At 40.7% G+C, this 26,721-nt stretch carries 24 protein-coding genes; 5 read left to right on the top strand and 19 right to left on the bottom strand.

Going from position 1 to position 26,721, the window contains the following annotated elements; genetic code table 11:
- Positions 1 to 60: 60 nt before the first annotated feature.
- Positions 61 to 1,143 (top strand): M24 family metallopeptidase, encoded by a 1,083-nt coding sequence (locus C1E58_RS08445; RefSeq protein WP_105210044.1) that lies wholly within the window; start codon positions 61 to 63, stop codon positions 1,141 to 1,143.
- Here C1E58_RS08445 and tgt read toward each other — a convergent pair.
- Positions 1,140 to 2,282: a tRNA guanosine(34) transglycosylase Tgt gene (gene tgt, locus C1E58_RS08440; RefSeq protein ID WP_105210043.1), complete on the bottom strand. Its 1,143-nt coding sequence runs from the start codon at positions 2,280 to 2,282 to the stop codon at positions 1,140 to 1,142. The two genes, C1E58_RS08445 and tgt, sit on opposite strands and share 4 nt — an antisense overlap.
- Before the next feature lie 167 nt (positions 2,283 to 2,449).
- On the opposite strand from tgt, the gene C1E58_RS08435 reads away from it, so the two are divergent.
- Positions 2,450 to 3,298, top strand: coding sequence for a DUF975 family protein (locus C1E58_RS08435; protein ID WP_105210042.1), 849 nt, complete (start codon positions 2,450 to 2,452; stop codon positions 3,296 to 3,298).
- Positions 3,299 to 3,772: 474 nt separating this feature from the next.
- Here C1E58_RS08435 and C1E58_RS08430 read toward each other — a convergent pair whose 3' ends face one another.
- From C1E58_RS08430 to C1E58_RS08370, 13 genes are all read right to left on the bottom strand, one after another.
- Positions 3,773 to 5,059 (bottom strand): FAD-binding oxidoreductase, encoded by a 1,287-nt coding sequence (locus C1E58_RS08430; protein WP_105210041.1) that lies wholly within the window; start codon positions 5,057 to 5,059, stop codon positions 3,773 to 3,775.
- Positions 5,056 to 5,811, bottom strand: coding sequence for an FAD:protein FMN transferase (locus tag C1E58_RS08425; RefSeq protein WP_105210040.1), 756 nt, complete (start codon positions 5,809 to 5,811; stop codon positions 5,056 to 5,058). Before C1E58_RS08425 ends, C1E58_RS08430 begins: the two co-directional genes overlap by 4 nt.
- On the bottom strand, positions 5,808 to 6,296 hold the full coding sequence (locus C1E58_RS08420; protein WP_105210039.1) for an FMN-binding protein: 489 nt from the start codon (positions 6,294 to 6,296) through the stop codon (positions 5,808 to 5,810). Before C1E58_RS08420 ends, C1E58_RS08425 begins: the two co-directional genes overlap by 4 nt.
- Positions 6,297 to 6,477: 181 nt before the next feature.
- Positions 6,478 to 7,287 (bottom strand): hypothetical protein, encoded by an 810-nt coding sequence (locus tag C1E58_RS08415; RefSeq protein WP_105210038.1) that lies wholly within the window; start codon positions 7,285 to 7,287, stop codon positions 6,478 to 6,480.
- Between the two features lie 22 nt (positions 7,288 to 7,309).
- Positions 7,310 to 7,747 carry a CoA-binding protein gene (locus tag C1E58_RS08410; protein ID WP_105210037.1) on the bottom strand — a complete coding sequence of 146 codons (438 nt, stop codon included), beginning with the start codon at positions 7,745 to 7,747 and terminating at the stop codon, positions 7,310 to 7,312.
- 11 nt (positions 7,748 to 7,758) lie between these two features.
- Entirely contained in the window at positions 7,759 to 8,025 is a 267-nt protein-coding gene (locus C1E58_RS08405; RefSeq protein WP_105210036.1) for a hypothetical protein, read from the bottom strand.
- Positions 8,026 to 8,047: 22 nt separating this feature from the next.
- Positions 8,048 to 8,797 carry a glucose-6-phosphate isomerase gene (locus C1E58_RS08400; RefSeq protein ID WP_105210035.1) on the bottom strand — a complete coding sequence of 250 codons (750 nt, stop codon included), beginning with the start codon at positions 8,795 to 8,797 and terminating at the stop codon, positions 8,048 to 8,050.
- 22 nt (positions 8,798 to 8,819) lie between these two features.
- On the bottom strand, positions 8,820 to 9,518 hold the full coding sequence (locus tag C1E58_RS08395) for a hypothetical protein (RefSeq protein ID WP_105210034.1): 699 nt from the start codon (positions 9,516 to 9,518) through the stop codon (positions 8,820 to 8,822).
- Positions 9,505 to 12,141: a DNA polymerase I gene (gene polA / locus C1E58_RS08390; RefSeq protein ID WP_105210033.1), complete on the bottom strand. Its 2,637-nt coding sequence runs from the start codon at positions 12,139 to 12,141 to the stop codon at positions 9,505 to 9,507. Before polA ends, C1E58_RS08395 begins: the two co-directional genes overlap by 14 nt.
- A 73-nt stretch (positions 12,142 to 12,214) precedes the next feature.
- Positions 12,215 to 12,481 (bottom strand): hypothetical protein, encoded by a 267-nt coding sequence (locus C1E58_RS12015; RefSeq protein ID WP_153055829.1) that lies wholly within the window; start codon positions 12,479 to 12,481, stop codon positions 12,215 to 12,217.
- Positions 12,482 to 12,671: 190 nt separating this feature from the next.
- Positions 12,672 to 16,037 (bottom strand): FtsX-like permease family protein, encoded by a 3,366-nt coding sequence (locus C1E58_RS08380; protein ID WP_105210058.1) that lies wholly within the window; start codon positions 16,035 to 16,037, stop codon positions 12,672 to 12,674.
- An 11-nt stretch (positions 16,038 to 16,048) separates the two neighbouring features.
- Positions 16,049 to 16,750 carry an ABC transporter ATP-binding protein gene (locus C1E58_RS08375; RefSeq protein ID WP_105210031.1) on the bottom strand — a complete coding sequence of 234 codons (702 nt, stop codon included), beginning with the start codon at positions 16,748 to 16,750 and terminating at the stop codon, positions 16,049 to 16,051.
- Between the two features lie 224 nt (positions 16,751 to 16,974).
- Positions 16,975 to 17,310, bottom strand: a complete 336-nt coding sequence (locus tag C1E58_RS08370; RefSeq protein WP_105210030.1) for a helicase BlpT — start codon at positions 17,308 to 17,310, stop codon at positions 16,975 to 16,977.
- Between the two features lie 163 nt (positions 17,311 to 17,473).
- On the opposite strand from C1E58_RS08370, the gene C1E58_RS08365 reads away from it, so the two are divergent.
- From C1E58_RS08365 to C1E58_RS08355, 3 genes are read left to right on the top strand one after another with little or no spacing between them, the layout of a single operon-like run.
- Entirely contained in the window at positions 17,474 to 18,691 is a 1,218-nt protein-coding gene (locus C1E58_RS08365) for a hypothetical protein (RefSeq protein WP_105210029.1), read from the top strand.
- A gap of 2 nt (positions 18,692 to 18,693) precedes the next feature.
- Positions 18,694 to 19,554 carry an ABC transporter ATP-binding protein gene (locus C1E58_RS08360; RefSeq protein WP_105210028.1) on the top strand — a complete coding sequence of 287 codons (861 nt, stop codon included), beginning with the start codon at positions 18,694 to 18,696 and terminating at the stop codon, positions 19,552 to 19,554.
- Positions 19,555 to 19,566: 12 nt separating this feature from the next.
- On the top strand, positions 19,567 to 20,448 hold the full coding sequence (locus C1E58_RS08355) for a hypothetical protein (RefSeq protein ID WP_105210027.1): 882 nt from the start codon (positions 19,567 to 19,569) through the stop codon (positions 20,446 to 20,448).
- A gap of 67 nt (positions 20,449 to 20,515) precedes the next feature.
- Here C1E58_RS08355 and tpx read toward each other — a convergent pair whose 3' ends face one another.
- The 5 genes from tpx to C1E58_RS12625 all read right to left on the bottom strand — a co-directional run bounded on the left by tpx (position 20,516) and on the right by C1E58_RS12625 (position 26,569).
- Entirely contained in the window at positions 20,516 to 21,001 is a 486-nt protein-coding gene (gene tpx / locus C1E58_RS08350) for a thiol peroxidase (protein WP_105210026.1), read from the bottom strand.
- Positions 21,002 to 21,878: 877 nt separating this feature from the next.
- The gene (locus C1E58_RS08340; RefSeq protein ID WP_105124793.1) at positions 21,879 to 23,504 is read right to left on the bottom strand and encodes an ABC transporter transmembrane domain-containing protein; all 1,626 of its coding nucleotides are present in this window, start codon (positions 23,502 to 23,504) and stop codon (positions 21,879 to 21,881) included.
- An 81-nt stretch (positions 23,505 to 23,585) separates the two neighbouring features.
- Positions 23,586 to 23,738, bottom strand: coding sequence for a class III lanthipeptide (locus C1E58_RS12095; protein WP_161942083.1), 153 nt, complete (start codon positions 23,736 to 23,738; stop codon positions 23,586 to 23,588).
- Positions 23,739 to 23,820: 82 nt separating this feature from the next.
- Positions 23,821 to 26,292, bottom strand: coding sequence for a class III lanthionine synthetase LanKC (lanKC, locus tag C1E58_RS08335; protein ID WP_105124792.1), 2,472 nt, complete (start codon positions 26,290 to 26,292; stop codon positions 23,821 to 23,823).
- 97 nt (positions 26,293 to 26,389) lie between these two features.
- The gene (locus C1E58_RS12625; protein ID WP_419153288.1) at positions 26,390 to 26,569 is read right to left on the bottom strand and encodes a PhrA family quorum-sensing system peptide; all 180 of its coding nucleotides are present in this window, start codon (positions 26,567 to 26,569) and stop codon (positions 26,390 to 26,392) included.
- Between the last annotated feature and the right edge of the window lie 152 nt (positions 26,570 to 26,721).

The raw sequence follows: 26,721 nt of genomic DNA, 5'->3' as shown, positions 1-26,721 counted from the left end.
ATAGTCTATATAGTAAACGAAAATTTCAACACAATTTCCCAAAAATAGAAAGGTGCCCACATGTCAAAACTCAATCATGTAACATCCTACCTTGAAACCAACAAATTGGACCTGGCTATCTTTTCAGATCCAGTCAGCATCTACTACCTGACTGGCTACCACAGTGATCCACATGAACGCCACATGATGCTCTTTGTCATGCCCGACCACGACCCTCTCCTCTTCCTTCCAGCCTTGGATGTGGAGCGTGCAGTAGCGACCGTTGACTTCCCTGTGGCTGGCTATATGGATTCTGAAAATCCGTGGCAGGTTATCAAGAGCAAGCTACCGCAGAAAACATTCTCTGCCATCGGTTCTGAGTTTGACAATTTGAACCTGACCCGTTACCACGGTTTGCAGTCCATTTTCAATCAAGCCTTTACGGACATTACTCCGCTTATCAATACCATGAAATTGATCAAGTCCCGTGATGAGATTGAAAAAATGTTGGTGGCTGGTGAGTTTGCGGACAAGGCCATGCAGGTTGGTTTTAACAATATTTCCCTCGATGTGACGGAAACAGACATCATTGCTCAGATTGAATTTGAGATGAAAAAACAGGGCATTTCAAAGATGAGTTTTGATACCATGGTCTTGACAGGTAACAATGCTGCAAACCCACACGGTATTCCATCGACAAATAAAATCGAAAATAACGCTCTGCTATTGTTCGACCTAGGTGTCGAAACCCTCGGCTATACCTCTGATATGACACGGACAGTAGCTGTCGGTCAACCTGACCAGTTTAAAAAAGATATTTATAACTTGACACTTGAAGCCCACATGGCTGCGGTCAATATGATCAAGCCGGGTGTGACGGCTGGCGAGATTGACTACGCTGCTCGTTCAGTCATTGAAAAGGCTGGTTATGGTGACTACTTCAACCACCGTCTTGGACATGGTTTGGGCATGAGTGTCCACGAGTTCCCATCTATTATGGAAGGAAATGACTTGGTTATCGAAGAAGGCATGTGCTTCTCTGTTGAGCCTGGTATCTATATTCCTGGAAAAGTCGGTGTACGCATTGAAGACTGTGGCTATGTGACTAAAAACGGCTTCGAAGTCTTTACCAAGACGCCGAAAGAACTTTTGTATTTTGTTTAGAAATTTCGACCGTTTTTCCCATAACCGTACCGTTCCATAAAGTCTTGACGGAACTCTAGCAGGTTATCATCCATGATGGCCTGACGGACATTTTTCATCAGGTTGATTAGGAAGAAGAGGTTGTGGTAGCTGGTCAAACGGATACCAAAGGTTTCATCTGCCTTGAGCAAGTGACGGAGATAGGCACGAGTGTAGTTTTTACATGTGTAGCAATCACAGTTTGGATCAAGCGGTGTAAAGTCTTCTGCAAACTGGGCATTTTTCACTACCAAACGACCTTGGCTGGTCATGCAGGTACCGTTACGTGCGATACGGGTTGGCAAAACACAGTCAAACATATCGACACCACGGATGACAGCATCAATCAAACTGTCTGGTGCTCCCACTCCCATCAAATAACGAGGCTTGTTCTCAGGCAGAAGCGGGGTTGTGAAGTCCAGTACGGCATTCATTTCGTCATGGGTTTCACCAACAGCTAGACCACCGATTGAATAACCTGGGAAATCCATGCTGACCAAATCATGGGCTGATTGGCGACGAAGGTCTTCAAAGCCTGCACCTTGCACGATACCAAATAATCCTTGGTCATGCGGACGACGGTGGGCCTTAAGTCCACGCTCTGCCCAACGGCTAGTACGTTCGATGGATTTTTTCACATAATCATAAGGCTGATAGAACTGCGGACACTCATCAAAACTCATCATGATGTCTGAACCCAAATTGTTTTGAATAGAAATAGCCTTCTCAGGCGATAGGAACATCTTGCTGCCGTTGAGGTGGTTTTTGAAGGTCACCCCTTCTTCAGAGATATTGCGGCTGTCTGCCAGGGAATAAACCTGGAAACCACCTGAGTCTGTCAGGATTGGCTGGTCCCAGTTCATGAACTTGTGCAGACCACCTGCCTGGGCAATCAATTCATCGCCTGGGCGGAGCCAAAGATGATAGGTATTTGATAAGATAATGCCTGAGCCCATTTCTTTCAACTCCTCAGGTGACATGGTTTTAACCGTTGCCTGAGTTCCTACGGGCATAAACATAGGGGTTGGGAAGGTCCCGTGGGGTGTGATAATCTCCCCTAAACGAGCACCTGTGTGCTTTTCTTTCTTAATCAAGCGGTACTTGATTGGTACATCTGTCATGCTTACCTCCAACTAGGAAAAACAGTCCTAGGAATTTAATCTTGTATGGTCAATCAGTCAAACTTCCATAAAGTTCGCCAATTTCCACAGCACTTTCCAGTCTATCAAAAAAATACTTTCTTGTCACTTAGAATTATGTTACAATATTCAGCAAGGAGGTTATGTAGATGTTTACAGTTTCTGAGATTCGGGAAAAGGCGAGGCATACTTTAAATGATACAACAGGCATTTATCAAGTAGCAGCAATTCCCGTCGCCATATCTGTTATCGTTCAATTATTTTCTGCTTCTCGCAATAGTCTTGCAGGCCTGACACCTGAGGAAATCCTTAGTCCAGGTTACCTTATTTCTACCTCCTTGTTTCCTTTATTCTATGGTTTATTACTAGGCTTGCTTCAGTTATCGGTCATTTGGACCTTGTTTCAAGTCGCAAAAAATACCAAGCAAGCAGTGTCATATAAGGACTGCGTCAGTATCTTTTACCACAAGGATTTTGGAAAGATCATTAGGACCTATATCTTAAAGAGTTTCCTTATCTTTCTTTGGGGGTTTCTCTTCTATTTTGGGATTGGTCTAGTGATTGGAGCTACCATTGTTTCAGCCAGCATAGTCGTTTCAACAGGTCTAACCGACCCAAACCTTATTCCTCAGGATATTCTAGCCCTACTAGGGAGTTTCCTGATTGTCGGTCTTTTCCTCACCATCATTGGATTTGCTATTTATATTCCACAAATCTATGCCTACTCTCAGGTAGAATTTATCTTATTTGAGCAATTAGAGCGTGAGGAATATACCGGTGCCTATTCGATTATCAAGAGCAGCCGAAAATTGATGAAAGGCTATAAGTTCAAACGCTTCACCTTGGATTTGTCCTTTGTCGGTTGGTATGTGCTGAGCATCATCACCTTTGGTCTAGCCGGTCTGTATGTTTTGCCCTACCACTACCTAGCACAGTCTTACTTCCATGAGGGAATTTTAGACGATCAAGCTAAAAAAATGAACTACGTTTATGAATAATCCAACGATAACATAATCTATTTTCGTATAATATTCATCTATATGTGGAAAGAGTTTACTATTCTTTTTCTATAAAAAAATATTTTATGAATACTAGTGAAGAAGTTGACTGAAATCAGCTTCTTTTCTTTTATTCAAAAAATGCATAAAATCGACCTTTTTTCAATTTGTGTCGATATTTAAAATAAAATAATAGTTAATAATTGAAATTCTATATAGTTTTATGTTATACTATCAACTGAGGAATGGTAAATGTATATTCTTACATCTTTAGAATTGAAATAGGTTTCTTCCTTTCTATTTTTTACGCCATGTGTAGTAGCTTATTCCAATTCTAACATTCCTCTTCTTCAGTCACCACAGGGTCCAACGTCAAACGCTGGGCTTTTTTTGTCCATAAAAAAAGTCAGTTTCAATAGAAACCAACTTTAACAGGGTAGGTGGAAGAGGTTTAGCATCAGTCAGCTAGAAGCATTACCATCCAAATTCTTCATAGAAAATATGCGTCTTTGGTACTCCGTTTTTGGCCAAGGTCTTGATCCAGTGACGGGCCATTGCCGGAGGTCCTGACACCAAGACTGTCAATGCATCAAAGTCATGTGGCAGTGCAGACAAGACTTCTGCTTCTTCAAAGGCACCGATTTTGCGGATAGCTCTAAAATTATCCCTTTCTGCTTCCCAAGATGTGAATTTTTCTTCGTAAATCAAGGCTGCCTCAGTTGTGGCACCGTGAAAGACCGTGGTATCAATTTCTGGGAATTGATCAATGAGCGAAAGTAAGGGCGTAATACCGATACCACCTGAAATCATGATAATGTTCTTTGGTTGCTGGTCCTCTACGACCGTTTGGAACATTCCATAGCCACCATCCACTCGGACACGGGCTGGAGCTGACACTGTTTGTAGGGTGCGGGTAAAATCACCATCTCCACGAATGGCCAAGGTAATCTGGTCATTTCGGTCAGGAGCATTGACAAGGGAGAAGGGATGAGGCTCTGACAAGCCCTTGACACCCGGGAAGGAAATGAAGACAAAATCTCCTGCTCTCAGCTTAGCCGACTTACCTTTAGGTAATTGAATGTGCAATTCATAAATATTGTCAGCAATTTCACGATTTTCGACTAATTTAGCTGCATACCCCTTTGCATTTGGCTTGAACTTGGCCCATAAATACGATAGAAAAACAAAACCAGACGCTAGGTAAAAAACGACCATAAAGCCAGTATTTGCCCGAATATACTCAATCAACTGAACATGGATAAAGATTAAGAAGGTCGCCAAAAGGTTCAAACGATGGAGCCAAACAGACACTTCATGTTTGAATGTTGTCTCCAGTTTGCGCTTCAAGATCGCTAGGAAACGAATTCTCGATGTCAACCAACCTGCCATAAACACCATTGAATAAATGGCTAAGGATAGGAAGATGAGAAAAGCAATATCCCCTGTCTGCTCAATCAAGCCATAAGATGGCAGGAGATTCTTATGCATAAATGAAAAATAGATGGCCACCAGGCTGAGAATTCCATGAATCATATAGGCTGCTGGCAAGCCAATCAATCGATCCAACCACTTGGGCTTGGTTCCAATATAAATCGCTAGGAGCATCCATACGTATGCCACAATCCCTAAAGCGATACTAACCTTCATTTGACCGTAGCCCGCAGGCATTCCCGTCACGAAGGTATAGATAAATGGAAATGGTAGGATGAATAGGGCAACCATCCAGGCCAATCCTAAAGCATAGTTATTTTTCTTAATCACGAAATAAATTCTCCTTTTTGAAAAAATTGTAGCTGTTGCGGTTTGATATACAAACCACTGAGTTGGTGGTGAGCGATGGCTTGGACCAATTTGTTTTCTGGCATGCTTAATCCAGCTGTAGCCCATACATCGGCTCTTGTTAGACTAGTGTCCATAAAGGTTATCTGTTGGAGGTCATTCTTGGATTGAATATGTTGCCCTCGTTTGCTATAACCAGATGTGGCGATGGCTCCATTCTTGGCTGTAAAGACGGCCAGCATTTCCTGGAGGTTTTCAGGATTTTCAATACCGATTTTCCAGACAAAAGCACTTGCTTCCTTGGTCGCAAACTGCATATCTCCACCACCATTTAGGCAGACTACTTCAACATCTGGGTGTTGAAGATAGGGAAGCAATGTTGTTTTAAAAAGCTCTTCAATCACCCAACCCTTGACCAGACCTATCGGATCATAGACCCCCTTGTAGTAGGGATCAAATGCGCCATCTGTTTCTTGATAGGCCATCTCTGCCAAGGCAAAAACTGCTTGGAATTCATTGTCTAGTAAGACGCTTTTATCCCCATTTTGAAACCGACAGACCATCGATGTCGAGCGAAAGGCTGAAAATTTTTCCTCCAAACGCTCTAGCTCGCTCAGTATTGTCGAACTCAGTCCTTCCAACTCATCTTCTAGTTGACGGGTTTGGGTCGTTGCCAGGCTAATAGTAAAGGGCAGGGTCATGGCTTCAACTGTTCGGCTGATAATCTGTATCATGAGGCTTGGTTAAGGGCATCTTGCAAGGAACCTGTAAAGCCTTTATAGGCTTCTGTTGCACCCGAAATTTGGTTGACTTGGGCTGATTGATTAGAGATAGCTTCTGCAACATAGGTTGGTAGGGCACCGTCATTGATTTCTTGAGATTGTGGGTTATCATTTGGATATTGCAAGATGCTAATATCGCTGATACTTCCACCTGAAACGGTTAACTGAACCTGGTAGTCTCCTCGATTGGTCGATGTTACCGCACCTGTATAGGTACCGTCTGTCAAGCCTGTTGATTGACTGGATGCAGTTGCAGAGCTGGATTCACCAGTTCCTGTCGCTTGACTACTTGAGCTAACTTGACTAGTACTACTTGCCAGCTGGCTGGTAGTGGTTTCTGTTGCTGTATCCTTTTGGAAAAAGAGCAAGAAGCCATTATAGGCTGCTGCCGCCAAGGCAAGTAGGGCAATCAAGGCTGCTGTTAGTTTTTTCTTCATGATTTCCTCATTTCTAATTTTAAAAACATACGTTTTCAATTAATTTTCAAATAGTGATTTCCAATTATAGCATGCTAAAACTTGGAAAGGCAAGTAAAAAATCTCCAATTATGGCTATTTTAAAAATGGTTTAAGAAAACGTTAAGAAAAGGCCCCAGAACATTCTGGGTGCCTATTTTATTTATTGAAACAATTGCCAATTCAAACTATCTTGAATGGCGCTACTTCTGTCTGGCAAAAGTTCTGGTCCATCAGAAGTAACTAGACCCGTTTGGGTGTGTAAGCGAAAAGTGCCAACGGTATAGACCTGACTGCCATCCCCAGCAATTCTATAAATACTGCCTTCACTGTCTGGTCGATAGCCATCCAAGAAGAAACTGCTGATTAAGCCATTCTCGAAAATATCTACATATACCCGTACATTTTCTGATGAAACCAAGCGGGTTGGATAGGCTTCATTTCCCCAGATGGAAAATACAAACATGTGCTCCCCACCAGTCGCAAGCAAGAGTTCTGCCTGACCATTTCCATCAATATCATAGAGGGCATAGTAAAATGAAGCCTGGGGATTTATATTCTTTAAATAGCCTTCTTCCACAGTCGGATCGTCAAAGGTTCCGCCGCTTCTCAAAACGTTTATCCACTTGCTGTAGGTATTCAAGATAGCTTGGTAATTGGGATGTAGCGCTGGTTGGCTAGGAACAAGAACCTGGCTATTCTCCTCTGACTGACTAGTCTGGGTTTGACTGGAACTCTCATCAGCCAGGCTTGAGCTAGGGCTACTACTTGTACTTGAAACCGTGGATGATGAGCCAGTCGTCTCTACCTGCTTGTTCGTTGAAGTGCTGCTTGAGGAACTGGTTTTGGTAGAACTGCTCGAACTTGTTGAACTCCTATCTACTGATGAGGTCTGGCTAGAACAGGCTAGTAGTATGACCAACATGATAGCAGATAGGCTCAAATACATAAGATATTTGGCAAGCAATTTCATCAATACCACCTCGACTATCCGATCATGAAGCTTCCTGCATATCTAAGTATTCAATCTTGATACACTTGTTCATGACAAGGTCATTGCGACCAGCCTGACGCAATATTTCTTCTGCTTCTTGGCTTTCCAATCCAAGCTGAGACCAGAAAACCTTGGCTTCTGTCTGGACAAACTCACGCGCCACATCTGCCAAAAACTCAGAGCGACGGAAAACATTGACAATATCAATCGGCTGGTCAATGTCCAAAAGGCTAGCATAAACCTTTTCTCCGAGGATGGTCTCACCTGCTGCTCTTGGGTTGACTGGAATGATTTTGTAGCCTGCTTCTTGCATGAGCTTGGACACCCGATAGGCTGCTGTTTCTTCACGGCTAGATAAGCCAACGACTGCAATGGTCTTGGCATTCTTCAGGTAAGTAAAAATTTGTTCTTGACTGGGATTTTGAAATGAATAAGTCATAGGTTCCTCCATTAGGATAGTTCAAATCGAAAGACAACTAGAAATAAAACAAGTGCAAGGATGGCAACCAAGCGGACGGTCTTTTCTTCTTTATCTGTCAACCGTTTCCGGTTAGGTATTTTTGGAAAAGCTAATATCAATAAAGCATAAGAGGCACAGCCGAGGTTTGCCAAATAATTGATTTTGGTCAGCCAAGCTAAAAACATACTTAGTAGGACACAAGTAAACCCTAACCAAAACTGCTCCCCATAGCTTCTTGTCTTCAACCAGTCTATCATTTGCTCCTCTTTCTAATTAGATTTATTTTTTAGAAATATTGTAGAGAACATCCTTGAGCTGACCGATGGTCTGCTTAAGGTTAGTCCGATCCTTATCTAATCCTGGATCCAGAGAATAATAGACCGATCCTACTACAACAGAATCATCATAAGCACCTGTTGATTCCATGCGATAGAAGGTAATGCGTCCCATTTTTCTATCTGTCATCAATTGACGACCGACCTGCCATTCTTGACCATTTATGGTAACAATCGTTTTTTCAATGAAAGAGTGATTGGTTTCAGCCATGCGAGCTTCCAATTCCTCGGGGGTCATATTGCGACCTTCTTCAAGGGGTGATTTATTGAAGGCATTGATGTTATAAAGCTGAACCATAAAATTGCTAGAATCAACTTTAACATCGTAGACTGCAGCTACCGTCTCATCTTCCGTGTTCTCTGTATTGATAGTCCAGTTGGTCGGCACATCATAATAACGAAAATTTTCCTTGATATTGCCTGCCTCATCCTTTTCTGCAACACCATTGTTAGCCGCGTGGATTTTGTGGCCTTTTTGTGTCTCATCTGCTGGTGGGTTGGCATTAACAACCACCACAGGTGCATTAGCAAGAACGTTCATCGATTCATTGATCGTGTCTTGCTTTTCTTTTAAAATCGGCAATGTTGTAGAAAAATCATCTCCAGAAGGATTGGTGCCCTTATTTTCTGTCTTTTCTCCACAGCCTACCAAAAAACAGGAAGCCAGTCCTAGCATGATTAGTGTCTTCTTCATTATTTCATCCTTTATCTTTTAATTAAAATATAGCAAATTCTTCTCTATTTTTCACCGATAAAATTGGTTCATCCCGTTCAAATAGCAAAACTTTGACAGGATACCGCTGGTAAAAATGACTTTGCCATAGTACTTTTCCCGCTTCATAGAGTAGCCCTACTAGTAAAAACGTTAGTAAAGCTAGGACACCCATTAAGAATGGTACTATTTCTTCAATTCCTCCAGATAATTGGTACAAGGTATTTTCCTGAGAGGAGACTGGAAAACCTTCTTCTCCTATATAAACCAAGAAGGAGAGAAACACAAACAAAAAGGAGAAGTAACATGTTCGATAAATAATCTTATAGGTATTGTACATTATTTGATATTTTAGCGACTGTTGCTGGCGAATCTGTTTATATTCCTCTGTATTTTTTGTAAATACAGGCAAGTGAATTCCACCTTTTGGTCCTCTTTGATATCGCCGCTCTGGTAAGGGATGATAGCCCATACGATACCATAGTTTGTATAAGAAAAGTCTAATTGAAAAATAGAGATGGGGTAAAGCAAAAACTAAAAAAGTGTTGATTTTACTCAAAGGAGTAAAGGCGAAAAAGCAGAAAAGAAAATTAGAAAAGTTACATATGTAAAATAGCCAAGTGGCTAGCCTCTGCTCCTCACCTTTCAACACGTTTTCTGCCTTTACAGGTATCCGTGTAGCTCTCTTCCTATTTGGCTTCATACCAAGTCTCACCTGCATTTTCATCCGCAATCAATGGGACAGACAGGGAAATGGCTGATTCCATTGTTTCTTTTACTAATTTTTTTACCGTTTCCAATTCTGCTTTTGGTACTTCCAGAACTATCTCATCGTGTACCTGCAAGAGCATGCGAGTAGATAAGCCAGCTTCTTCAATGGCCTTGTCCAAGTTAATCATAGCCACTTTGAGAATATCTGCGGCCGAACCCTGAATAGGAGAGTTGATGGCTGTCCGTTCCGCAAAATTACGGATATTGAAATTACGGGAATTGATTTCTGGCAATTCACGGCGGCGTTTGTAAATAGTTTCTACATAGCCCTTATCACGCGCCTCACGAACAATGGTTTCCATGTAGTTCTTAATACCTGGGAAACGTTCAAAGTAGGTGTCAATGTAGTCCTTGGCTTCCTTACGGCTAATGCACAAGTTATTGGACAAGCCAAAGTCTGAAATCCCGTAAACCACTCCAAAGTTGACTGCCTTGGCATTGCGGCGGTCATTTGCTGTCACATCTTCTGCTTTTTCAATACCAAAGACCCGCATGGCTGTAGAGGTATGGATGTCTACACCTTTCTGAAAGGCTTCAATCAAATGCTCATCCTTAGAAATATGGGCCAAGACCCGCAATTCAATCTGTGAATAATCCGATGCCAAGAGAACACTGTCCTCAAGCGATGGGACAAAGGCCTTGCGAATCAGGCGACCTTGTTCCAGACGGACTGGGATATTTTGCAGGTTCGGATCTGTAGAAGACAGACGACCTGTCTGAGTCAAATCCTGAACATAACGGGTATGAATCTTGCCGTCTTCCAAAATCGCATCCTGCAAGCCGATCACATAAGTTGACTGGAGCTTGGTAATCTGACGGTAGTCCAAAATCTTGGAAACAACTGGGGCAATTGGGGCCAAGCGTTCTAGAACATCCACTGCAGTTGAGTAGCCTGTCTTGGTTTTCTTGGTGTATTCCAAAGGCAAGCCCATGTCTTCAAAAAGAATAGTTCCCAGTTGTTTCGGCGAATTGATATTAAACTCCTGACCTGCCAACTCATAGATTTCCTTGGTTAGCTGTTCAATCAAGACTTCATTTTCAGCCTGCATGGTCTGCAAGGTTTCTTTTTGAACCTTGATTCCTGTGATTTCCATCTTGGCTAGGACATTTGCCAGAGGCAATTCCATGTCAAAAAGAAGGGAAATTTGCTGGTTTTCTTCCAGTTTTTCGAGCATGACTGCTTCGGTTTCAATAAGGACTTGTAGTTTATTGGCAAGATGAGGGAAGAAATCTTCTCGGGCAGGCAGAGCCAATTTTGCCCCCTTGCCATAGACTACTTCGTCGGGAACTAAACGAGTTTGACCATAAAGGTTGGCAATAGTGGTGATGGCATTGTCTTCGACTGTTGACAGGAGGTACTTTGCCAGACGGCTGTCAAAGCTAGCCAATGGCAAGTCCAAACCCTGGCGGGCTAAGAGGACTTTTCCACGCTTGAAGTCATAGGTCTTGATAGTCTGTTTTTCCAAGAACTGGCGTAAAATTGGGTTATCGAGGAGTTCTGGTCCTCCAACATAAATCTGCTCCTTATCTCCCCAGGCCAGTCCCACCAAGTCTTCTCGGTGGTAGTTTTCGCCCAAGATTTCAAAATAGAAAAATTGATCCGCGCGCAGCATATCCTCAGTCAATTCGGTGACTGTTTGAAACTCGACTGCAGAAACTTCTTCCTCAGCGCTAGTTCCCAACTGAGCCCGCAACTGCTTGAAGCCCATGTCATCGTAGAATTGACCCAGTTCTTCTACCTTGGGACCTTCATAAATCAGGTCATCCAGACCGATTTCAATAGGGGCATTGGTGTCAATGGTGGCAAGGGTTCGAGAGAGAAAGGCCTGTTCCTTATCCGCAATCAGGTTTTCCTTCATCTTGGATGCCTTCATGCTGTCGATGTTTTCGTAAATGCCGTCTAGTGACCCGTGTTCCATCAGGAGTTTGAGACCTGTTTTCTCACCAATCTTGGTCACTCCAGGGATGTTATCGGACTTATCCCCCATGAGAGCCTTGAGGTCGATAAACTGAGCAGGAGTGATACCCATTTTTTCCATGAGGTAGGCTGGGGTGAATTCTTCGAATTCTGCAACGCCTTTCTTGGAAATCTCGACTACGGTGTTCTCATCAGTCAGCTGGATCAAGTCCTTGTCACCGCTGACAATGGTCACATCGAAAGGAATGTCTGTCCGCTCTGCCATTTTGTCCAAGGTACCAATAATATCGTCTGCCTCGTACTGAGCTAGCTCATAGTGCTTGACCCCCATAGCATCCAGCATCTGACGGATGAAAGGAAACTGCTCGCGGAACTCGTCGGGGGTCTTGGCACGGCCTGCCTTGTAATCGGCGTACATCTCGGTACGGAAGGTGGTCTTGCCGGCGTCAAAAGCCACCAGGATGTGGGTCGGCTCAATCCGCTTCATCATGTGGTCCAGCATGAGGTTGAAGCCGTAAATGGCGTTGGTATGCAGACCGTTGGCATTCTTGAATCGGTCAATTTGGTTATAAAGTGCAAAGAAGGCACGGAAGGCTACCGAAGAGCCATCAATGAGTAATAATTTATTTTTTTTCATGACTCTATTATAGCATGCTTTATCTGTTTTGGTATCCGAGAGTATTGGGAATGAAAAAAGAGCAGGAAATTTCCTACTCTTTGATAGAATTTTCTCGTCTTTCATGCCACAGTCGTGCTGCATTGAAAAGAAATGAAATCGTCGCCACTACTAAAAAGAGAATAATTGACCCGATGACATGATAGGTAATGTAAAGAGGCAAGGCGTGGGTATCTCCAGTAAAATCCGTTCGCCCTCTCAGAGGAAGACCGTCTGCCAGAGCAACTTGGAGAAAATAAACTGCTGGACAAGCTGATAAATAAGAAAGGCAGAGGATAATCCATTTTTTTGTAGAAAACATCACCCCTCCAACAAAGGGTAGAAAAAATGCAATCAAGGGAATTCCAAATAATACTATCGTGATAAACGCTATCATTCTCCCTTCCCACTCTAAAAAAGCAAAAAGGACTAAAACATAGGATACATAATACAGTATCATCAATATAGTGTTCAATAGTGTAAATAGTGTATTATTTTTCATTTTGTCCTTTCTATTCGTTAGACTTGAGTGCTTCTAGCATATCCACCTTTCTTAGATGATGGTTGACATAGATGCCAAGGGCTGCCAAAATACCAACAATAGCTATCACTGGAATGGCATAAACTTCCAGACCGACTGCTGGATTGAAACGAATGCTATCCGAACCAATCATGGCAAGAAGAATCTTGTGAAGGTAGATTCCTCCAATCAGTCCAACCCCCATACCAATCAAGGAAAGGACAATAGTTTCCCGATAAATATAGAGGGTCACTTCCTTATTATGAAAGCCCAGAACTTTTATGGTCGAAAGTTCTCGAATCCGTTCTGACATATTGATAATGGTCAGGTTGTAGAGGATAACCAGACCGAGCAGGATAGACAGGACCACCAAGATAGTCATAATGGTCTGTAGTGAGCCTGCAATAGTGGTCAGCATGGACATGAGGGAGGTATTTTGCACCAGACTTCTGACTGCTGGCATGGCTAATAACTGGCTAGAAATCGTTTGAACATGGCTGGTCTGGTCATTTTTTAACTGCACCAGATAGGCATTTGCAGTCTTTTGCTTGCCCGTCACTTGCTCATAATAGCCTCTAGTCATATAGATAAAGTGTCCTGCATACATATCCGCCACAGCAGCAACCCTGACCTGAACTTCCTTATCCTCCAAGGTCAGCGATAGCTTGTCTCCGACTGTCACATCGTAGATAGCTGCGAGTTTTTCCGTGAGGACAATACCCCTGCCACTCAGTTGAATAGGCTGACCAGATGACGTTTCAAGACTGACTAGATTTCCTAGATCCTGACGGTCTGAAATAAAGAGGCTGATTGATACATTCTTTCTTTGCCCATTTGTCTCCACTGTTTGACGGAGTTGTTCAAAAGCCACTGGCAAGGATTGACCAACTTGATTTGACTGGAGAAAGTCTGTTAATTTGTCTAAGTCCTGCTCCTCTGCTCTGCTATTTTCCACTACCAACATATCATAATGGATCAGCTCCCCAAACTGCCGTTGAACAACCCCTGAGATAGAGGAACGAATGCCTAGACCGCCAAAGAGGAGGGCGACTGTCCCTGCCACACCAAAGATGGTCATGAGCATGCGGAGCTTGTAGCGGAAGATATTGCGGGCAGTCACCTTGTGGGTAAAGCTCAAGCGGGACCAGATGGCTGACCATTTTTCCAGCCAAATACTGGAGCCAGCAGCGGGAGGTTTTGGAAGGAGGAGCTGGGCAGGCTTCTCTGTCAATTCTCTCCGAGCTACCAGATAGGCAGGGAGGACGGATGAAATCAGAGAAAGCAAGAGGGCCAGACCTGTCCAAAGTGGATAAAAATGAAGCTGGGCAGACCCGATGACCGTCGTCTGCGTGATAATGCTCGAAATGATAGGTGATAGGACAAGATTTCCAGCAAGAATGCCGACAAGAGTACCAACTAGGCCAGCTGCTAGTCCATACAAAATGAATTTGGCCATGATTTGCCTATTGGTATAGCCAAGGGCCTTGAAAATGCCTGACTGGGTCCGCTCTTCATCGACAAAACGAGCCATGGTGGTAAAGGTGACTAGAGCAGCGACTAAGTAGAGAACTACCGGGAAAACATTGCCTACGGCCGCGATGGACTTGGTCGCATTGCTATAGGTCGTGTAGCCATCCCCACCTGGTAGGCTGGACCTGGTGTAAATCTGATAGGGAGATTTTTCCAACTTGCTCAGGTCGGACTTGGCCTGGGCAAGCTCTGTTTTGGCTTGACCTATTTCTTGATTGGCTTCTGCCTGTTTTTCTGTCAATTGACTTTGAGCCTGGGACAGTTCTTCATCAGCCTGCTCCAAGCGGAGTTCCTCTTGACGAAGTTTCAAGTCAGAAGATTCCAATTGACTGACACCCCATTCGTAATCAGAAACACCCTTATGATAGGCCGCAAGTCCTTGCTCATATTGAGCAAAACCAGCTTGGTACTGAGCTAGTCCAGTTTGGTATTCCTGGTTCCAGGTTTGATAATCAGCTAAACTAGTTTCATATTCTATAACCTTGGATTGGTAGTAGTCATAGTTATTGATATAGGATTGGTGAGCTTGCTCATAGTCAGCTTCAAGTTGGTCTAGACGAGCTTTTTCAGTATCCAAGGCTTCCTGCCTAGACAATAAATCTGGATAGTCAGATAAGGTCTGTCCAGCCTGAACCTGACTTTCAATTTGCTGGTTGAGTGCTTCTTGTCCTTGGTACCAATTGGAACGACCGGTTGATATTTCTGAAGCGGTTTGACTGAGTTGTGTATTCTGCATATCTAGTTCTTGTTTTGCGCTCTCCAATTGTTGCGCCCTTTGAAGCAGTTCGGTATGACTTCCGTCCAAAAAGGATTTTGTTTGGTCCAGTTTAGCCTTCTGGCTGTCCAATTCTTTCTTGCTTTCTTCCAATTGAAACTTGGTTTGCAACAACTGGGCCTGGGCAGTCCGCAATTCCATCTCTGACTGAACCAATTTAGCCCTGCCACGCGCAAACTCACTGCGACCACTTGCGACTTGTTCCTGACCAGTCGCCAGGTCTTCTGCTGCTTGATCCAGCTGAGATTGAGCCTGAGCAATATCTTCTTCCCCCTTAGCAATCTCCGTTTGCCCTTCTGCTTGAATGGTTTCCAACCGTTGTTCATCGTTGTTTGCTAATAAGGTTTCTAATGCTTCTTGATGGTCATCTAGTTTGTCTTGGTAGGCTTGACTAGAATAGGGCAGGTCTTTCAAATCATCATAAGCAAGCCGAGCGATTGTGTAGGCTTCTGATTGGAAGCTGTCCTTGCTCACCACCCCATAGCCAGCCAGTTGTCCATTACCACTTGTGGCCAGTCCCATGGTTTCATTGTCCCAGATTTCTGCAGAAGCCACAAAACCAACAACTGTAAAGGTGGTTTGCGTCAGAATAGTCCCATCCTTATTTGGCTCAGTCACCTGAAAGGTGTCACCCATTTTGTAACTTGCTTGTAGGGAGGGAGAGAGTGCTATCTGGTCCTTCTTGCTAGGGAGTTTACCTTCTAATAATTTATAGGTGGAAATAGATTTTGGCGCTGAAAATAGCCGAATGGCAGTCTGATTTTTCTTGTCTACTACATCCTTAAAATGGCCAGCCTCTACTGTCACACCTTTAATGGATGCCAATTCATCCAGGTCAGCCTGACTGATTCCCAGACCTGAAATGACAGCCAAATCCATTGTCCTATGGTCGGCAACAAAGGATTGGGCAGTTTTTTCCATATTGGGAGCTGTTACTTTCAGACCTGTCAAAGCTAGAGCTCCTAGCATCATCAGGCTAAAGATGGACAAAAAACGCCCCTTGGAAGAAAGCAGAGATTGCCTCATATCCTTCCAGTAGATTTTCTTTTTCATCATATCACCCACTAATATTCTAGACTAGCAATATCCTGCGGTTCTGCATTCAGCTCAACTGAATGCACACGGGCATCCCGCATCCGAATGACCCTATCTGCAATAGGAGCCAGAGAGCTATTGTGGGTCACGATAATTACCGTTGCCCCTTGTGTGCGGGACATATTTTGCAGGATTTGCAAGACCTGCTTACCTGTTTGGTAGTCCAGAGCGCCAGTTGGTTCATCGCAAAGCAAAATTTTAGGCTTTTTGGCAACCGCACGGGCAATGGCCACCCGTTGCTGCTCACCACCTGAAAGCTGAGCAGGGAAATTATTGATACGATGGCCAAGTCCGACCTCTTCCAAGACCTCCTCGGCATCCAAGGCATCCTTGACGATTTCTGCTGCCAGTTCCACATTTTCCTTAGCGGTCAGATTGGCAACCAAGTTATAAAATTGAAAGACAAAGCCTACATCATCTCTACGATAGTTGGTCAGTTCATGACTGGACAGCTTGGAGATATCCACACCGTCAATCCAAACTTCCCCCTCATCATTGCTATCCATGCCTCCTAAAATGTTGAGAAGGGTGGATTTGCCTGCACCAGACGAACCCAAAATGATGACCAGCTCCCCCTGTTCAATCTCAAAGGACACGCTGTCATTGGCCACAATGGTTGCATCCCCCATTTGGTAGTATTTTGACAAATTGATTACTTGGATATAGGACATGGTACACCTCGCTTTTCTTAGTAATATTATAACATAAAGAGGCTGGGACAAAAGTCCTGGCCTCCTTAGTTTTTTTCAATAGTTAAACTTGATGCAGTGGTTGAGTGGGCTCTAATTAGCTGATTTTATCAGCTTTTACAGCCCTACTCAACTGTGCGGGGGTGGGCTAACGACTCATCGAACCCTGCGGGTTACCGATTTTTGTCCCACTCCCTTAACATCTATTACACTTGGGCAATAGCAGAGCCGCCATAGAGTTTGAGTTCTTCTCTGATGGTTTGGTAGTAATAGCGATCAAAGGACCGCCAAGCCTGCCTGCTGGTTTCACTCAATCGCAGGTCGCCTAGTCCAACCAAAAAACTGGTCGAACGGTAGAATTTCTCAATCGCAATCAGTTCTGTATTGGTGACAGACTCAGCCTCCGACAATATGCGTGTCGTCTCTATCAGATTATGTTGCAATCGCTGTTCATCAGCTGTCCCCCGCTTATCTGCTTGGAAGGCCCGATTCAAGTCTTGAATGAGGGCCAAAACGTCTTGAATAATCTGTGTCTTTTCCATAAAAGACCCTCCTTGTTTTTGATGGATTTAGTATATCAAATTAGACAAAGATATTCAAGTTGTTTGTGCAATCTCTTGATTTATATTTATGTTAACATTATAATTATAGATAATAACACATTTATTCATCTATCCCTTCACCATTTCTCCCCTGGAGGTATCTATGTTTCAAATTGAAGGAAAGCTATTTTTCCGTAGCAAGAAAAACTTGTTCGCTATCTTGGTCATGCTGATGACTATCCTGTCTACTTCCTTTCTAGCTGGCTACCACAATCGCCAGGCCAAATTAAAGGTCATCCAGAACCATGAACAATACATTCAAAAATTTGAAAATATCATACAAGATTTAGAAACACAGTATCAGAATCAAGCCCTCAGCCAAGAAGATTATCAGGCTGAAAAGGACTTCTTTATAGACTATATTGCCAACTACCAAAAGGAGATTGAGGCGGTCAAGAAGGAGGACTGGACCTATTTTTATGAGAAAAATATCCAGCACTATCAGAAGGATGGTCAATACATCAGCCTTTCCTACCAAAGCTATGATTTTACCCCACAAACCATCGAAAATACCTTCTTGATGTCCAAGTATCTGCTTGAAAAGGAGATACCCTCAGCCTTTCCAACTGAGCTTTACCTAACAGCCTTTGAGAATCCCCAAACACCAACAGATAGAGAAATCGTCAAGAGCCTGGGCCAGCAGGCCTTAAAGGGAACCAGTCATGAAATCTGGCAGGGTCAAAAACAGCTAGGCCTGGTCATCACCCTTCCTCTCTTTCTCTTAACTTTCACCAATTTTTTCATCAAAGACCAGCAGGGAACTAGCCGGCAGATTCGCCTTTTACAGACCCTAGGGCTGACTAGAATCCGAATTACAACCAATAAATACCTAGCCTTCCTAACACTCTATACTGCCCTCTTTCTAACCCTCTATCTGAGCCATTTGCTCATCGCTTTTTTGCTAAATGGCAATAGTAGCTGGATTTATCCCGTCACCACCTATAGCAGTAAGGGAATTGATTTCAGTCTAATCCAAACAGCTATCAAACCTATTTACCAGGTCATCTTGCTGGCCTGTGGCATGCACTATCTCTACCTGCTATTTTTGCTGGGAGTGGCACAGACCTTGGCTAGAGTCTTAAAAAATGGACTGGCTGGACTGGTTGTCACACTGGGACTTCTCATCTCTGCCAACTTCTTTCCCCATATCTTCAATCCATTCAGCCTTTGGAACGCAGGCAATCTGGCGGACGGAAGTGCTATCATCTACCAACAATTAACAGGATACAGCATTCCAAAAGTCTTTACGGTTCTTCTCATCAGTAACCTGCTCATCTATATCCTGCAATTCTATCTCCTGACAAGAAAAAGTGAGGTCTAACCATGCGATTATCCATTCACAATTTGTGCAAATCCTACGGAAAAAAGAAAATACTAGACCAGCTAAACCTAGAACTGGTGGAACCTGGAATCTGGGCCTTGATTGGACCAAACGGTTCTGGAAAGACAACCCTCCTAGACTGCATTGCCAACCTGCAAACCTTTGATTCGGGAGAGATTTCTATAAACGGCAAGAAGCACGATAATCCAAATGTCTACCAAACCTTTTCCTACCTGCAGGACAACCGTGTCCTCTACCCTGAATTGACTGGACTGGAACACTTGCGATTGGTCCAAACTATCCAAGGGTTACCCAAAGAGCGGATTGAGGAAGTCATCCAAGAAATCGGCATCCGTGATTACGTGAACATTCCTGTCAAAAATTATTCACTGGGGATGAAACAACATCTCCTGCTGGCAATCGGTATTATGAACAAGCCCCAGGTCATGCTCTTGGATGAACCCTTGAACGGCTTGGACCCGACCAGCTACATCCAGACCAGAAAATTGCTCCAGAAACTAGCCAAAAATGGTTCAACCATTATCGTGTCTTCCCACCAATTAAACGAGGTGGACCAACTAACCGACCAACTGCTCTTTCTTAAACAGGGAAAAATCATTGAGTGGAAACTGGAACAGGTTGGGCGACAATATGCCATTCAGACTAGTGACAATCAGACAGTGTATCAGAAACTTGGGCAAATGAAGGGACTGACTTTGGCCAATGATAGCATTCAGCTAGACACCAGTGTTCACAGTCTGCATTTCTACCTAGACCAAGTCATGGCGTGTCAGGTGGAAATTCTAGATATTAGCATTCAGGAGCACCAGTCCGAAGAAATCTATAAAGAACTATTTGAATAGGGAGGCTTGACCATGAATCTATTGTCCCTTTTCATTCTACGACTGAAACGCAATGCTATTTTTCTAGCCCTCATGACTGCTGTGGCTCTTATCCCGCTTGCTCTGTCCTATCGGAATGTTCTAGAGGCCGAAAACTTGCGCTTTGAGGACCGAACCCGTATCATACAAGTCAAAAAAGAAGCTGAAACCTTCTTGTATGCTGACGATAAGGAAGCCCAAGCCTTAGACCAGGAAAGCATGGATTATTATAAAAAACTCTTGGAACTGACGACCACCTACTTAGAAAAGGAACATATCCAAGGAAAAAGTCAGGAGGTCTTGGAAACGGAGTTAGAGCTCTACCAGACCTTGCAAAACTGGGAGGCAAAGGGGCATAATATCAACCATTTTACGAACAGCGAACTGGCAGAACGTATCACAGTCAATAAAAACGTTCTAGAGCAAGCTCTTACTTTTCACTACTCTACTGCTCCCAAGGACTTTTATATGACCTTCTTGCAACTTCTTCCTACCAGTATCTATATCATCCCCCTTGTCATCTGCTCTTTGATAGTCTGGCTCCTCATGACTGACCTTTCTAAACATCGTGGTCTCCTCTTTATCAACGGACTATCCCCTGGTCAATATGCCACTAGCCTGACCTTACTTGCTCTTCTCCTCCAAGTTGCTATCTATGCTCTCATCCTGTTCATGCTGCTTCTATTGGCACATCAGTTCCAATTTACCTTCCAAGAAGACTATCCTCTACTAGTCGGCACAAATACTCTATCTACCATATCTATCAGGGAACAATTACAGAAACTCCTGCTGGAAATGGCTGGTGTGACAGGTTTCTATCTGACCTTTATCCGATTAGCAACTGCTAAAGTCCTACAAACATACAAGCGAAAATAGGCCACCTCGAAAATGGTGGCTTTTTGAACGCAAAAAACGATGCCCGTTCAGACACCGTTATATTCTTTTATTTGACAGCCTCCAAAGCCGCAGCATAGTCTGGATGTTCGTTGACATTGTCCAAGTATTCTACATAGGTGATTTGGTTGTCGGCATTGAGGACAAAGACCGCACGTGCCAGCAAATTCCACTCTCGCATGAGCACACCGTAGGATTTTCCAAAGGCATGATCGTAGTAATCAGACAGGGTCACTGCATCTTCCAAACCTGCGGCCCCACACCAGCGTTTTTGGGCAAACGGCAGGTCTGCTGAGATAGTGATGACAACTGTATTGTCACGGTCAGCCAGTTCTTGATTGAAGCGACGGGTCTGGGTATCGCAAATCCCTGTATCAATAGAAGGCACAACACTGATAACCTTGGTCTGCTTGCCAAAGTCTTTCAGACTTTTCAAACTCAGGTCATTGGCCATGAGGACAAAGTCAGGAGCCGTATCTCCCACTCGTAACTGCGGACCTACCAAGGTCACTGGTTTTCCAATAAAGGTTGTCATAAAACATCTCCCTTGCATTTATTACTCAATGAAAATCAAAAGTAGTCTAGGAAACGAAGCCGAAGATAGAACTGGAGTTCATCAAGGCGAGTTGACAACGGATAATTTTGATTTTCGAAGAGTAGAATATATTTATTGTAAGCGTTTATAAGCAAAAATACCAGTTTTTTGACTGGTATTTATATTTTCAGGCTCTTTTCATCTTCCAAGCGTCCTCATACCCACCAATCAAACATGTTGTCATTCGTCGCATTGGATGCACCGTTCTGACAATGCTAAGAGGAGGTACTTTCTCTATTAAACACAACAAGTCGCTTATTCAGACTAGGTAATTGATTGAAAAAATTTATCCCTCTTTGGCCAATCACAATGTAAACGCTTAATAACAAAGTATATTGGGCGGTTACTTTGTACATTCAATTTGTATACTCAAAAAGCTCTATTATCTCTGCGCTGGGAGTACCTATTGCAGAAATTATAGAGCCAGAAATATAGGGATAAAATTACACATTTTAAAAATTAAATTCACTCTTTATTTAAAAGTCTATTATTTTTTAAGATATACCATAACGACAAAAGCGAAATTAGGATTAAACAAATTCTCCCCAGGTAATAGGTAGACTTGACCAAAATATTACTAAGAACCTCTAAAGATAGGAAGGTATATAATACTACTCCAGAAATTACAATTAAGTATTTCAAACTGTACTCACTAATTACATATTCAACGTTTCTAAAATTTATTTTTAAACTTGAATTGATTTTTTTTATAACATAACTCAATAGAAACATACCTGCAACAATGATACTAACTGATAATATTATATGATTTATAATTGGTTCAGAATAGAATGGATTAATTTCCTTTAATAGATTCTCAAGCATTTTTATTTACCTCCTTAATTTGAATTATTTGATCACAGCTTTTAATCACCTCATCATCATGAGATATTAGCATAACAATACTTCTTTTCTTCAAAAACTTTATGGAATTTAGAAACCAATCCTTTCTAATACTATCTAAATTTGAAGTAGGTTCATCATAGACCAGAACATCTTTTCCAGATATAAAACTAGCAATTATTGCTGCTGTCTGTAAATCACCGCCGGATAAATTGTCTTGTGGTATATCCCACTTACTATCTAGAAAAGAAGAAATATCATGGTTTAATAACATATTTTTAGACAAAATATTTTCCAAAAAGTCTTTTTCACTAATATCGAAATATTCCTTAAAATAATTCTTTATAGATAAATCCATCAGATACGGCCTTTGCGTAACAAAGAAATATTTTTTTTGTCTTAAATTTACACTATCAATTAGGCTTAAAGATTTACCATTATAGTAAATCATATTTTTACTACAATGTATTATCCCAGATAGAAGTTTATATAATGTACTTTTTCCTGAACCATTCTGTCCAACTATTGAATAACTTTTACCTCTTTCAAAGTGAATAAAAAAATCTTCATATAAAATTTCATCGTAAGCATAAGTTAAGTTTCCATAAATTTCATGAATTTCCTCTTCAAATGCATCTGTTCCATCTAAAGATTGTTCAATGCCTAGTAACAAAGAAATATTTTCTATTGAGGCTTTTGTCAATTGATAGGAGTTACCAAAATCAAAAAAGTACTCTGTATTACCAAGAACTAAAGAAAAATACGACATAAGAATAGTCACTTTGCCAATATCCATTGTACCACTAAAAATATGCAAAGCAACTACTCTAAACATAATTACATTTAATATTAATGCAATCACTCCTTGAAGAAAACTCTGTAAATTTGTAATATTCATGAATCTTTTTAAGATCGAAAAATAATTATTGAATCCCTTTACAAATCGTTCGTTCTCTACTTCATAATAGCCTTGGTGAACTATGTAGTCTAAGTTAGCAACTTGAGAATAAAAATCTCCATAAAAGTTTGAAGTTGATTCTTTAACTCTATCTCCCATCAAATAAACTTTGCTTTTAAATATATAGTAAACAATAGAGTATATTAGAAGTGCAGCAACGGTCAAAAAGCCTAAAGAAACATCCGATACATATATGTATATTATAATGATTACTGTTTGAAAAAATTTAAATATAGTGGTAAATAAATTATTCAACAAAAACGACGATACTTGTGTCAAATCCAAATTAAATCGCTGAGTGATTGAACCTGCTGAAATTTTTGATAAGTCTTTATAAGAAATGTTTCTGAGTATCTTAATGAACTGAAACCTTTTTTTTTGATTAATTAATTCAGAAAAAATTAAACCTAAATATTTTACAATTGGAGATATTGATTGATTTGCTAGACCAACTATTGCAATACTTAGCAATACAAAATTTAGAGAATTCGATTTTTTAGAAACTAAATTATTCATAAACTCACCTGTTAATACAGGAAATGCCATTTCCAATGAAAATGCTATGAACAAGCAAATAGCGTATAAAACAAATTTTTTATACTCTTCGTGTATGAAAACATATAACTTTTTTATAACTGTCATCGAAAGTTCTCCAATAAAACAGAAAGTCCAGGATAACTAGCCACAATTATCATCCCAGACCTCCTTTGTCAATCAACTAAACTACCATTTTTTACAATGATTACTCACTGTTGACCAAGCGCTAGTAATAATTGTAATGGTAACCGTGGTAGCTACAGCGGCTGCTTCAACCTGTGTAGATGGAAGAGTCTGTAAACCCAAAACCTTATCCATTGAATTTGTTTTAGTTTCCATGGTTGTATCTCCTTTCTAGTAAATCCTAAAAATATTATAAATTCTAAAATTCTAATATAAAAAGTATTTACATATTAGTATCCTAAGCTATCTTTAGTGGCAACCATAGCAAGGGATCCTTTGATAACAAAGATTGAATAGACAAAATTGCACCTGCATTTCCCGACTGCACATCACATGAGCGGCGCATTGATAATTGTCCAGGTAAAAATAATTGACTATCGTTTTTTATCAAATATAAATTCAATAACCGCATTAAGTGAGGATTGCTCAAATCATCCGAACCCAGAATAGATTCTAATATAACTTGACTAAAAGCTCCTGTAAGCAACCCAGAATCATAAAACAATCCTAAGCTTCTATTATTGCTCAATTCATCAAAATACTGAATGTAATTTTTATTTAGCTTATATTTCATATAATACCAAACAAGTGAGACACCGATGATTCCATTTCCCAAATACGGCATCAATCTTCCGTCACTTGTTACAAGTTGAACAACACTACTTTTTTCTGAAATATTAATACACCCATGAACTTTGTCCAGATGAGATACTGCTAAATCATAGATTTCTTCTTTACTTGTTAATTTATAATATACTAGTAAGGCAAAAATATAGCCAGATAGCCCATCCAAAAAATCTTTTTTTTCATAATCGAAATCAAAGTCACTCTCTATTTTCTTGATAATGTCTTCTACCATAGATAGTATTTTATGATTGTCTTCAGCAACTCCCAAGTATACTAAACTTAATAGACCTAGAATTACCCCTGATAAGCCGGATCTAACTGATATATTTGTGAAATGCTGTAAACTAAATTTCGAACAATAAAATTCCAGCAGTTCGTCAGCCAACTCCACTTCTCCAATAATATACAGTACATTTATTATTCCCAATTGCCCAGATAATAGTCCAAAATCACATTCTTTGAAACGCTCTTTTTGATTTGCAATCCAAATTTTATAGCTTGAAAGATCCTCTCCGGCTCTATATAAGGCATAAATCATACCAAATGCACCATTTAAATAATTTATAGTCCCACCGACAGTTAAGTATGAATTTAAATCACCATACGAGAATAAATTAGTTAAAATAACATTTTCTTTCAATCCCTTTATTAACCCTTGTTTAATATGTAATAAATCATTACATACTTTAGGCTCCTTTATAGTATCATTATTAAAGTATTTTGGAAATTTTTCAATTATTTTCTCTCGTCCAAATCGGTAAAATATATAGTTTTCTTGAATAGGTACTAGTTTTTTATCTAAATCCGATACAGAAGAAATTGGAAGCAATAAATACTTTACTAAATTTAACAAAGCAGACTCATCATTGCTTTTTCTATCAAATTTATACCCAGAAAATCCCTTAGTGGCTAATCCAGTATATTCCTCATATAAATCACCCGCTGTCTCAAAATCGATTACTTTACAGACTAAATGTATGTCAACCATAATATTATTAGGCTGTAAATCGGACATACCTATTCCTTTGGAGTGAATATCTTCCATAATTTCTTCTATTTGATCAATAATAGTCTTCAACTTTACCAGATATTCATTGACATCATCGTCACTCGAAATTACAAAAGGATAATTTTTCGCAAGCCAATTTGCTAATGTCATTCCGTCAACAAACTCTTCAACTAGGTATTCATTTTCCCATACTTTAAAGTATTCAATAACATTTACAACCGCATCATTTTCTCTTAATTTATTTAATACGTTATATTCTTGACGTAAGCGAGTAATTGCTGATTTATCGTCGGCATCAAACCCTACGTTTGCCCTTGCCTCCTTTATTACTACTCTTCTGCCATCAGAAATATTTTTTGCTAAATAGATACCTCCAGAAGTTGTATATTTAAGCGACTCTGTAATCTCATAGTTATCTAGACCATTACTATCTTCATCGCAAGATATCACATTAACGCTAGATTTCAAACAATCCGGAACATCTACAAAATTAGGTATACTGAAAAATGGTTCTCTTTTATCTGGAATCAGATTTCCTGAATTATCAAAAAGACATAGAACTCCATTAGATAACATCTCTTGAAATGCACCATACCGAAAATAGATATTAGAATCCAAATATCTCCTGTCTGTTAATATATATGTAGCCTGGTTATATTTTTTTAGTTTCTCATATAATCTTTCAAGTACCAATTCCAAAAATTTATCCGGAGGATAAATTGTAATGAACTTCCCTGAAGTTCTTCTATCAGCGTTTTTCGAATGCATTGCTATAAACTGAGGTTTTGTATATATATGTTTAAACGAGATTTTTAAATCAAATAATATTTTAGCAACATCCTCTAAAACCTGAGAAGCATCCTCTTTTTTTGAACTAACATGGAGTTTCCAACCTTGTATTGGCACATCATCTTGCTTATTTTGATAATAACACCAAACTTTATCTTTACTTACTATAACTTCATAATCAGATGGAATGTCATCAATTATGAACATATCAGATTCCTCTAGTTTTTCAAAAGAATCTTCAAAAAAATCTGAGTTATCAACTAAATATCTCATTAAATTTTCCATAGAAACCTCACTATAAAAAAATAAAATTGAGAAACTGACATCAAACAAACTGTTTAGACTGTCACTAATAATCTACTGCAATATGTCACTTTGCAACCTAGTCTGCTTTCCCCACATCAAGCCCTCCAGAATTATTCTGTGTTCTCACCTGTACTTCATATCTATGATTTAAACATTTTAGGGGAATCGACTGTCTGCAAGTAACAGAATTGTTTAAAACAATGCTCCCTAATAACAAAAATGCTAGCAACGCATGAACACCACGATTTTTCTTCATCTTAATGAAACCCCTTTCTTTTTCCTTACCTTAATTCTAAAATATATATTTTATTTAGTCAAGTATTTTTATTGTTTTTTGAACTTTTTTTTTTTTTTATCACAATATGTAATTTTTTATTCTTGTAACTTGCCATTTTGAACTAAAAGAAA

The organism is Streptococcus suis (genome assembly GCF_002964575.1).
GTDB classification, from domain to species: Bacteria; Bacillota; Bacilli; order Lactobacillales; family Streptococcaceae; genus Streptococcus; species Streptococcus suis_R.
Note: the sequence above shows the minus strand (reverse complement) of the source record. Positions and strands in the feature narration are given on the sequence as shown.